The sequence below is a fragment of the Ruegeria sp. AI2 genome (assembly GCF_056541275.1).
This window is the reverse complement of the sequence record NZ_JBQFYB010000007.1, coordinates 21,677-32,201: the sequence shown is the minus strand read 5'-3', so window position 1 is coordinate 32,201 and position 10,525 is coordinate 21,677. Positions and strand designations below refer to the sequence as shown.

Genomic DNA, 10,525 nt, shown 5'->3' with positions numbered 1-10,525 from the left:
TTCCCTTCCGTGGACGAATATGGTTGAAGTGTATCGCGCTGAGAGGAAATGGCAAAAGCAATGAGCGGACAAAAACCTGTGAAACCCTCGCCCGACGGATTGGCCGCATCGGTAAAAGCCGCCAAAACCCGGGGTTTACCGCCCGTTCACCTGTGGAATCCTCCGTTTTGTGGCGATCTGGACATCCGTGTCGCAAAAGATGGTACATGGAGTTATTTAGGCTCGCCCATCAATCGGTTTGAGCTTGTGAAGCTTTTTTCCTCAATTCTTAAGAAAGAAGACGGGAAATACTATCTGGTCACGCCGGTTGAAAAGGTGGGAATCACTGTCGAGGACGCGCCGTTCATCGCCGTGGATTTCGAGCAAACCGGCGAAGGTCAGACGCAAGACCTGACCTTTCGCACACAAGTGGACGACATCGCTGTTGCAGGTCCTGGGCATCCGATCCGGATTGTAATCGATCCTGAAACAGAAGAACCGTCACCCTACATACTGATCCGCACGAACCTCGAAGCGCGCATAGATCGCAAAAGCTTCTATCGCCTTGTCGAGATTGGCGGCCATCATGAGGGCTGGTTCGGTGTCTGGTCAGGTGGGCAGTTCTTCCCGCTGATCCCTTCAGCCGATCTTGGCTGACCGTGGAGCGCGATCCTGGGCCAGCACGACGGCCAAAGCAACCACGCCCGCGCCCAGCGCACGGGTCCAGTTCCAGTCTTCCCCCAGCATCAGCATGATCAGCATCACGTAAAACGGGGCGATATTGATGTGAAACGAAGCCAGCGCCACGCCCAGCTTTCCCACGGCCGAGATGAACAACACTTGGCTGAGCCCCAGTGATATCAAGGCATAGATCCCAAGCATCCCCCATTGCTGCCCATCAATGGCGGCGGTTGGCAGCACATCCATGCCCAGCTGGGCCGCCCCAAAATTCAGCACTGCGGCCATGAGCAACCCACCGACGAAAGTAATCGTACAGCGCCCAATCTGACTAAGCTCGGGGAAGTCGCGCGCAGTGGCCATGCTACCCCAGCAAAACAGGCCCGTTGCAAGGATCGCCAGAACCGCGCCCAGCCCCAGCTGTTCGGGCGCGGCGGTGCTGGTTGCAATCAGCCCACCCAGAACCGACACCAGAACACCCAACGCAAAGGTCCACTTCAGCCGTCGGGTTCCTGCCGTCAGCTCCAGTACCGTTGCAAGCAAAGGCGCGCAGGATGCAATGATCGCGACTGTCACCGGGTCCGTCATTTTCTGCGCAACGATCAGCAGAAACATGGCAAAGCCAAAACCAAAGCCGCCGACAACCATCGCCCGGCCCCATCTTGCGCGTAACACTCTGCTGGGGCCATCCAGCAGGATCCAGACCGGTATCAGAACGGCAATCGCCAGCGCCAGGCGCGCGGTCAGCAATGCAACAGGGGGCCAGGTTTGCAGCAAAACTTCCGCCGCCGGGAACCCCGCTGCCCAGGTAATCATGGAGGCAACCGCCAGCCCATTCCCTGACAACACAGGGTTTTGGCCACCAGACATAGCGGTAGTTGCCCCGCGTACGGGTTCCGGGCTCATCGCCATTGGATTCGGACCTTTTGTTAATGCGGCACCCGTAATGACGCGCCGCGCTGTGCGGACCCTTGCTGATTCGGAGCAAGCGATCTGGTCGATTTTCGACAATCTGTCGTTTTCGATCCCTTCCCCGAAAATCATCCCTTGCGTATGATCGGATCACCACAACCACTGACCGCTCATGCCCAGATTTGCTGCCAACCTTTCGCTTCTGTTTACGGAAATGCCTTACCTGGATCGGTTTCAGGCGGCGGCAGATGCCGGGTTTACCGCGGTCGAGGTTTTGTTTCCTTACGACATCGCCGCGACGGAAACCCGCCGCGCCTTGATTGCCAACGGGTTGGAGCTTGTGTTGATCAACGCGCCACCACCCAACTACACCGGGGGTGCGCCGGGTTACGCAGCGATCCCCGATGGTCAATCGCGGTTCCAGTCGGACATTCGCCGTGTCCTGCGATATGCGGGGGTGCTACGCCCCGGCCTGATCCACATCATGTCCGGATACGCCACCGGGCCGGATGCATTGAGTTGTTTTGTGCAAAATCTGCAATGGGCCGCCGATTTCGCCCCACAGCAACAATTCACCATCGAGCCGCTCAACCCGGTTTCACAGCCCGGATATTTTTTGAACGATTACGAACTGGCAGCAGAGGTTCTCAACCAGGTGGATCGCCCGAATGTCGGCCTGCAATATGACAGCTTTCACGCCCATATGATCCATGGCGACGCGCTGGCTGTCTGGGACCGCTTTCATCCGCAGGTGGTCCATGCCCAAGTTGGCGCAGCCCCGGATCGCACGGAACCGGGTCGCGGACCAACGGATTTCAAGGCCTTGTTCTCGGCCATGGACGCGGCAGGTTATAGCGGCTGGATCAGCGCGGAATACACTCCTTCAACTCAATGCACCTGCGACACACTCGACTGGATGCGGGACTTGCACTGGTAATTTTCATTCAGATACCGCACATCAAGGGCATTGCGACCATTAGGATGCCTGCCTTGATACCAGCCCGCTATGCCCGTGCCGTTTTCAGCCTGATCATGTCCGGCCTCATGTCCTTGATTGTAACGGGGATCGCGACGGTCAAAGCAATCGGGTTTAACCCCGGCACAGTTGGCGACTGGATGGCGTCCTGGGCATTTTGCTGGCCCATCGCCTTCACCGTAATCCTCCTGTTTGGCCCGTCCGTGCAACGAATGGTGAACCGTATGGTCAGGCCGCAGGGCTGACCCGCTGCAAGGACAGCCCGCCGAGGCCTGATGAACAACGCCGCTAGTGCGCCTCGGCCCAGTTCGCCCCCTTCCCGGCATCCACGACCAGCTTCACATCCAGTTTGACCGCAGGATCCGAGGCGCCCTCCATCACGTCTCGGGCCACGTCGATCACCTGATCCACCGCACCTTCGGCCACTTCGAACAGCAACTCGTCGTGAACCTGCAACAGCATCCTGGCAGGCAATCCGGCGATCGCGTCCGGCATTCGCACCATCGCGCGCCGGATCACATCCGCAGCCGTACCTTGAATTGGCGCATTGATCGCCGCGCGGCGCGAGAACCCGGCATGTGGCCCTTTGGCATTGATCTCGGGCGTGTGAATCTTGCGCCCGAACAGGGTTTGCACATAGCCGTGCTCTTTCGCGAATTCGACTGTGTCGTCCATATAACGGCGAATGCCTGGGAACCGTTCGAAATAACGATCAATAAAGCCCTGCGCCTCGGCCCGCGGAATGCGCAGGTTTCGGGCCAGACCAAAGCCCGAGATGCCGTAGATCACACCGAAATTGATTGCCTTTGCCTGACGGCGGATATCAGGCGTCATCTCATCCAAAGGCACATCAAACATCTCGGACGCAGTCATGGCGTGAATGTCCAAACCGTCCGAAAACGCCTGTTTCAGAGCCGAAATATCGGCGATATGGGCCAGAATCCGCAACTCGATCTGGCTGTAGTCGAGACTTACCAACACATTGCCCGGCTCGGCGATGAAAGCCTCACGAATACGCCGCCCTTCTTCTGTCCGCACCGGAATGTTTTGCAGGTTCGGATCGGTCGAGGCCAGACGCCCTGTATTTGCTCCGGTGATCGAATAAGACGTATGCACCCGACCTGTGTCGGGGTTGATATGGGTCTGCAGCGCGTCGGTATAGGTCGATTTCAGCTTGCTCAGCTGCCGCCAGTCCAGAACACGGCGCGGCAGTTCATGCTCGGTTGCGAGGTCTTCCAGAATATCAGCGCCGGTCGAGTATTTGCCGGTCTTGCCTTTCTTGCCACCTTCCAGACCCATTTTGTCGAACAGGATTTCGCCCAGCTGAGCAGGCGACCCGACATTAAAGCTTCCTCCGGCCAGCTCGTGAATTTCAGCCTCTAACCCGGCCATTTTCTGGGCAAATGCGTTGGACATCCGGCTCAGGACATCACGGTCGACCTTGATGCCATGCATCTCCATCTCGGCCAGCACCGGCACAAGCGGCCGTTCCAGCGTCTCATAGACCGTGGTCACCTGCGCCCGGTGCAATTGCGGCTTGAACAGCTGCCACAAACGCAAGGTGATGTCCGCATCTTCGGCGGCATAAGCCGTGGCCTCGTCGATCGCGACCTTGTCGAAGGTAATTGCCGATTTTCCTGACCCCAGCAGCGGTTTGATCGGGATTGGTGTGTGGCCCAGATAACGCTCGGACAGGGTGTCCATCCCATGCCCATGTTCACCGCCATGCATGGCGTAGGACATCAGCATCGTATCGTCGATGGGTGCCACGTCGATGCCATACCGCCTGAAGATCTTGGCATCATATTTCATGTTCTGCCCGATCTTGAGGACCGACAGGTCCTCGAGCATCGGTTTCAAAAGCCTCAGTGCTTCATCCAATGGCATCTGCCCCTTGGCCAAAGCATCCGAGCCAAACAGATCATCCGCTGATCCATCGCGGTGGGTCAACGGGATGTAACAGGGCTCTCCGGCCTCGACACACAGCGAAATACCCACCAGACCGGCAATCATCTCGTTCAGGCCCGTGGTCTCTGTGTCTACAGCAACCCAACCACGCTCATAGGCCTGGTCAATCCACTTTTGCAGGGCCGCTGCATCACGCACGCATTCGTATTTCGAGCTGTCAAACGGGATCACCTCAGCCTCGACCGCTTCCACCGCTGGCGCAGGGGCGTCGGCAATCACCGGAGCCTCAACTCCCAGCTTGTCAGCGATACGCTTGGTGAGGGTGCGGAACTCCATCTCAGCCAGAAACGCCAACAGTGTGTCAGCATCGGGGTCCTTCACCTCAAGGTCGTCCAAGGTGAAATCCAGCGGAGTATTCTCGTCCAGTTGAACCAGTTTCTTCGAAAGCTCGATCTGGTCTCGCATTTCGATCAGGGTCTGGCGGCGTTTGGGCTGCTTGATCTCATCTGCCCGGTCCAGCAGGGTCTCCAGGTCGCCGAATTCGTTGATCAGCAAAGCCGCCGTCTTGACCCCGATCCCCGGCGCCCCCGGAACATTGTCGACGCTATCACCGGCCAACGCCTGAACATCGACCACACGTTCCGGTCCGACCCCGAACTTCTCGACCACGCCATCCCGGTCAATGCGTTTGTTCTTCATCGCATCCAGCATTTCGACGCCGTCCCCGACCAGCTGCATCAAATCCTTGTCGGAACTCACGATGGTCACACGGCCACCTGCATCCCGCGCCTGAACGGCGAGGGTCGCAATAATGTCGTCAGCCTCATAACCCTCCATCTCCTTGCAGGCGATGTTGAACGCTTTTGTCGCCTCGCGGGTCAGCGGCATCTGTGGGCGCAAATCCTCGGGCATCGCCTCGCGGTTGGCTTTGTAGAGGTCGTAAAGATCGTTCCGGAAAGTATGGGAACCCTTATCAAAGATCACCGCCACATGGGTCGGCGCATCTGCCCCGGTGTTTCCCTCGACATATTTCTGCAGCATGTTGCAAAAGCCCGAAACAGCCCCAATCGGCAACCCATCCGACTTGCGGGTCAGTGGCGGCAGCGCATGATAGGCCCGGAAAATAAAGGCCGATCCGTCGATCAGATGCAGGTGACACCCTTTTCCGAAATTCGTGGTCATTTCGCGCCCTCTCTGATCGTTTGCGAAAACACTAATGCCACGGGCGCAACGATAGAGCCACCCGCACCGCAGCCGCAAACTTCATCTTTTCATAAATACTCAATGCCCACACAGGGCAACACAGGCTCAGGCGTCAGTCTGATGCCCGGCCAGAACATATTTGCAGTCGCAATAGGGGCATTCGACCCAGCCTGCGTCTTCTGGAATTTGCAGCCACACGCGCGGATGGCCCAACGCACCTTCGCCGCCATCACAGGCAACACGGGCGGTTTCGACGATCTTGGTTTCCGGCGCTTCGATGGTCACGGCTGGCGATCCTTCTTCGGTTGTCGGCCACGCGGGCATGTATTAGGTGCGTTTATGAGCGATGATCAAACCGGGGGCAAGTGCCACATGTGCGACGCGGCAATCAGGATCGAAGGGCTGCGCAAAACCTATCGCGGTGGCAAGGGTCAGCCCGAAAAGCATGCGCTGAAAGGCATTGACCTGACCGTCCCGCGCGGCTCGGTTTTTGGTCTGCTGGGTCCGAACGGTGCCGGAAAATCGACCCTGATCAATATCCTGGCTGGTCTGGTGGTGAAATCGGCGGGTCGCGTGGCGATCTGGGGCTTCGATCAGGATCAGAGTCCACGCCAGTCGCGATCGGCCATCGGTGTAATGCCACAAGAGCTCAACCTCGACCCGTTTTTCACCCCGCGCGGCGCGCTTGAGGTTCAGGCCGGTCTCTATGGCGTTCCGAAATCCCAACGGCGCAGTGATCAGATTCTGGAATTGGTCGGTCTCAGCGACAAGGCCGAGGCCTATGCACGCACTCTTTCGGGCGGGATGCGGCGGCGTTTGCTGCTGGCCAAGGCACTGGTGCATCACCCGAAAATCCTTGTGCTTGATGAGCCCACAGCGGGTGTGGATATCGAACTGCGCCAGATGCTCTGGGCCAATGTGCGCAAGCTGAACGAACGGGGCATGACCATCATCCTGACCACCCACTACTTGGAAGAAGCGCAGGAGATGTGCGACGAGATCGCCATTATCAACCACGGCGAAAAGGTCGCGCAGGACAGCACGGCCAACTTGCTGGGCCGCATGGACAGCCGCACCATGGTGATTGTGCCCGACAGCCCGATCATTGATCTGCCTGTGTCAGAAGGCGTCGAGGCAGCTCTCCGCGATGATGGCAGCCTTGTCCTGCAATACCGAAACATTCAGACCAGTGCCGAGCAGGTTCTGGAATCGGTGCGCGCCGCGAATATCCGCATCCGCGACGTCCGCACCGAAGAGGCCGATCTTGAGGATGTATTCCTTGCCCTGACCTCCTCCCGTACCGAGGATCACCCAGCGGATGATCAGGATCAGCCACGCCGGGGCATCCACCGGGTCAAGCTTTAGGCGCGGTCTATTCGTGCCTGATAGCAGTTATTCCGCGCAGACCGCACGTGAATATAGGCGACGTCGGATCGGGAAAGGATTTCCCTGACTTTTGCGCCGATCCTGTCCGTCGGTGTGACCGCCCCGGTGCCATAGACGATCCTGTCATCCGCACCGTAGCCCTTGATCAGATAGTCGGGCGAGGTGGTCAGAATTTCGGGCAGCGCGTCTTCCTCGTATCGCTCGCATGGTGTTGCACACAGAAAGATCGGGCCGGTTTCTGCATAAGGATGTGTCTTTGAAAAAGGTCGATGTGCCAATATCAGCATCTCATCGCCCTCTGGAATATGTCGCAGGCAGTGGCGGCACGGGTTACCTGCACCCGTCGAAACAGCACGTTCCGGCGTTGAACCATATGCATCCGCGCCACCTGCCTGAAGGGCGCGTACATCGTTGGTGGGCAAAGCGGTGATTTTGAACATCTCGGATCTCCTTTTTTGCTGACCATGCCTGTGCGACCGGACCCAATCGACCCGTTTCCTGCGCAAAGGACTCGAAAAAGAACAAAACGTGAATATAATGTGGAATCGCCATGTATGCCGAGCTGTCGATCACGTCGAATTTTACCTTCCTCACCGGGGCGTCGCACCCCGAGGAGTATATGGAGCGTGCCGTCACCCTGGGCCTACCCGCCATTGCGATTGCCGATGACAACTCGGTCGCCGGGATCGTCCGCGCCCATACTCAGGCGCGCGAGATCGCCCGCAAGGTCCGCGAACGGCTGGCGTGGGAGGCGCAGAATACCTCAATCGGGCCACCCTGCCCCGATCATATCCCCAAGCCGCCCTCCTATCCCATCCACGCGGTTCCCCGCCTGATCCCGGCGGCGCGACTGATCTTCACCGATGCGCCCATGGTCACCGCTCTGCCCCTGAACCGGCAGGGCTGGGCCAACCTGTGTCGCATCCTCTCCAAAGGCCGCCTGCGCGCCGATAAGGGCGACTGCATCCTGCACCTGTCTGACCTGCTCGAATTTTTCGATGGCCTCCACCTGCTGCTGTGGCCACAGGCGGCGGGCTCTCCGGGCGGCGCGGGCGCGTGGCGGACACAGGCGCAGCAGCTGACGCGCCGCTTTGCCGGGCGGATGCATCTGTTGATGCACCCCCGGTATGATGGCGCCGATGGTTCGTATTTCTCTTTATTAGAGACCGAAGCAAAACAGCTTGGCATCCTCACGCTCGCCAGCGCGACACCGATGATGCACCACGGCACCCGCCGCAAACTGGGCGATGTGCTGACCGCCATCCGCCTGCGCCGCAAAGTGGACGCATTGGGCCGGGACGCTTTGGCCAATGGTGAACAGCGCCTGCGCTCCGGGGCCGAGATGCTACGCATCTTCAAAGGTCATGAGGGGGCCGTTGCCCGCGCTTATGCGCTCAGCGAACAACTCACGTTCTCGCTGGACGAGCTGCGTTATGAATACCCCAACGAGGGCAGCACGCAAGAAACCCCGACCCAGCGCCTGCACCGTCTGGCGCATGAGGGGTTGAAATGGCGTTATCCCGCCGGGGCGTCCGAAAAGGCGAAAAAAATGCTGGCGCATGAGCTGACGCTGATCGGCAAGCTGAAATACGAACCCTACTTCCTGACCGTCCGCGATATCGTCCATTTCGCCCGTTCGCGCAGCATCCTCTGCCAGGGGCGTGGATCGGCTGCCAACTCGGTCGTTTGCTTTTGCCTCGGCATCACCGAGGTCAGCCCCGAGATGGGCACCATGGTGTTTGAACGCTTCGTCTCCGAGGCGCGCGATGAACCGCCAGACATAGACGTCGATTTCGAACATGAACGCCGCGAAGAGGTGATCCAGCACATCTATGACCGCTATGGCCGCGAACGCGCAGGCCTTTGCGCCACTGTCGTGCATTATCGCGGCAAACGCGCAATTCGCGAGGTTGGACGCGCCATGGGTCTGACCGAAGATACGATCTCGGCGCTTTCCTCACAGCTTTGGGGCTTTTTCTCGGCCTCGGGGCTTGAGGCGCAACGGATGCGCGAAATTGGCCTCGACCCCGAAGATCGGCGCCTGAAACAGACTCTAATGCTGGTTTATGAGATCGACGGCTTTCCCCGCCACCTCTCGCAGCATGTGGGAGGATTCATCATCACCGAGGGTCGGCTGGATGAGCTTGTCCCCATCGAAAACGCCACGATGGAGGGTCGCACGGTCATCTGCTGGGACAAGGACGATATTGACAGCCTTGGCATCCTCAAGGTCGATGTCCTCAGCCTCGGGATGCTCACCTGCATCCGCAAGGCATTCGAACTGATCGGCCAGCACCACCAGACCAGCTATACCCTTGCCACCCTGCCACCCGAGGATCCGGTGGTCTATGACATGCTCTGCAAGGCGGACAGCATCGGTGTGTTTCAGGTGGAATCACGTGCACAGATGAACTTCCTGCCGCGGATGCGGCCGCGTAATTTCTATGATCTGGTGATCGAGGTTGCTATCATCCGCCCCGGCCCCATTCAGGGCGACATGGTCCACCCCTATATCCGCCGCCGGAACGGAGAGGAGGAGGTCAGCTTCCCCTCGGACGCGCTGGGCGAGGTGCTGGGCAAAACGCTGGGCGTACCGCTGTTTCAGGAACAGGCAATGCAGATCGCCATTGTCGGCGCGGGCTTCACCCCGGAACAGGCCGATCGGCTGCGCCGCTCGCTGGCGACCTTCAAGAAACATGGCAATGTCAGCGAATTCCGCGCGCTCTTTTTGCGCGGGATGAAACGCAACGGGTATGAACAGGATTTCGCGGAACGTTGCTTTTCCCAGATCGAAGGCTTCGGCTCGTACGGTTTCCCCGAAAGCCACGCGGCCAGTTTTGCGCTGCTGGTCTATGCCTCGGCCTGGATCAAATGCCACCATCCGGGCATCTTCGCCTGCGCCCTGCTGAATTCGCAGCCGATGGGGTTCTACGCGCCGGCCCAGATTGTGCGGGATGCGCGCGAACATGGGGTACAGGTGCGCCCGGTCTGCATCAATGCCAGCTTTTGGGACAATGTGATGGAGCCTGATGGTCATGGCGGGCTGGCGCTGCGGCTGGGCTTTCGCCAGATCAAGGGCCTGAGCGAGGAAGACGCCAGCTGGCTGACCGCCGCGCGCGGCAACGGCTACACCCAGGTCGACGATGTCTGGCGCCGCGCAGGCCTTGGACCATCGGTGATCGAACGGCTGGCCGAGGCTGATGCCTTCGCCGCCTGCGACCTGACCCGGCGCGAGGCGCTGTGGCAGGCCAAGGCAATTGCCACAGCCAAGCCTCTGCCCCTGTTTTCGCAAGATCTGGAGGGCGAGGCGCTGGACGAACCCGAGGCTTATCTGCCGCAAATGACGCTGGGCGAACAGGTGGTCGAAGATTACGTCGCCACCCGCCTCAGCCTACGGGCGCACCCGGTGGCCCTGCTGCGGCATCTGCTGACGCCGGATGGGCGCGACAAAACCACCTCTGTTCCGTAACCCCGGAACACCCT

Annotated in this window: 9 protein-coding genes; 5 read left to right on the top strand and 4 right to left on the bottom strand. The window is 59.3% G+C overall.

The window, feature by feature from the left end; translation table 11 throughout:
* The first annotated feature begins 60 nt into the window (after nt 1-60).
* The gene (locus tag ACR0LL_RS13375; RefSeq protein WP_480587497.1) at nt 61-636 is read left to right on the top strand and encodes a DUF1285 domain-containing protein; all 576 of its coding nucleotides are present in this window, start codon (nt 61-63) and stop codon (nt 634-636) included.
* On the opposite strand, the gene ACR0LL_RS13370 is transcribed toward ACR0LL_RS13375, so the two are convergent.
* The gene (locus ACR0LL_RS13370) at nt 619-1,473 is read right to left on the bottom strand and encodes a DMT family transporter (protein ID WP_480587494.1); all 855 of its coding nucleotides are present in this window, start codon (nt 1,471-1,473) and stop codon (nt 619-621) included. The two genes, ACR0LL_RS13375 and ACR0LL_RS13370, sit on opposite strands and share 18 nt — an antisense overlap.
* A 268-nt stretch (nt 1,474-1,741) precedes the next feature.
* Here ACR0LL_RS13370 and ACR0LL_RS13365 point away from each other — a divergent pair, with 268 nt between their 5' ends.
* Together ACR0LL_RS13365 and ACR0LL_RS13360 are read left to right on the top strand one after the other, a co-directional pair.
* On the top strand, nt 1,742-2,506 hold the full coding sequence (locus ACR0LL_RS13365) for a hydroxypyruvate isomerase family protein (protein ID WP_480587491.1): 765 nt from the start codon (nt 1,742-1,744) through the stop codon (nt 2,504-2,506).
* 53 nt (nt 2,507-2,559) lie between these two features.
* Nucleotides 2,560-2,790 (top strand): DUF2798 domain-containing protein, encoded by a 231-nt coding sequence (locus ACR0LL_RS13360; protein ID WP_480474477.1) that lies wholly within the window; start codon nt 2,560-2,562, stop codon nt 2,788-2,790.
* 43 nt (nt 2,791-2,833) lie between these two features.
* On the opposite strand, the gene polA is transcribed toward ACR0LL_RS13360, so the two are convergent.
* Both polA and ACR0LL_RS13350 read right to left on the bottom strand, forming a co-directional pair.
* Nucleotides 2,834-5,635, bottom strand: coding sequence for a DNA polymerase I (polA, locus tag ACR0LL_RS13355; RefSeq protein WP_480587488.1), 2,802 nt, complete (start codon nt 5,633-5,635; stop codon nt 2,834-2,836).
* A gap of 126 nt (nt 5,636-5,761) precedes the next feature.
* On the bottom strand, nt 5,762-5,941 hold the full coding sequence (locus ACR0LL_RS13350) for a zinc-finger domain-containing protein (RefSeq protein ID WP_267364399.1): 180 nt from the start codon (nt 5,939-5,941) through the stop codon (nt 5,762-5,764).
* 87 nt (nt 5,942-6,028) lie between these two features.
* Here ACR0LL_RS13350 and ACR0LL_RS13345 point away from each other — a divergent pair, with 87 nt between their 5' ends.
* A complete protein-coding gene (locus tag ACR0LL_RS13345; RefSeq protein ID WP_480506606.1) occupies nt 6,029-7,021 on the top strand; it encodes an ABC transporter ATP-binding protein in 993 nt (330 codons plus the stop codon).
* Here ACR0LL_RS13345 and ACR0LL_RS13340 read toward each other — a convergent pair.
* Complete coding sequence (locus tag ACR0LL_RS13340) at nt 7,018-7,482, bottom strand: DUF1203 domain-containing protein (protein WP_480587485.1); 465 nt, start codon at nt 7,480-7,482, stop codon at nt 7,018-7,020. The genes ACR0LL_RS13345 and ACR0LL_RS13340 overlap by 4 nt on opposite strands.
* Nucleotides 7,483-7,592: 110 nt before the next feature.
* Between ACR0LL_RS13340 and ACR0LL_RS13335 the strand changes: the two genes are divergently transcribed.
* Entirely contained in the window at nt 7,593-10,511 is a 2,919-nt protein-coding gene (locus tag ACR0LL_RS13335; RefSeq protein ID WP_480587482.1) for an error-prone DNA polymerase, read from the top strand.
* Nucleotides 10,512-10,525 lie beyond the last annotated feature (14 nt).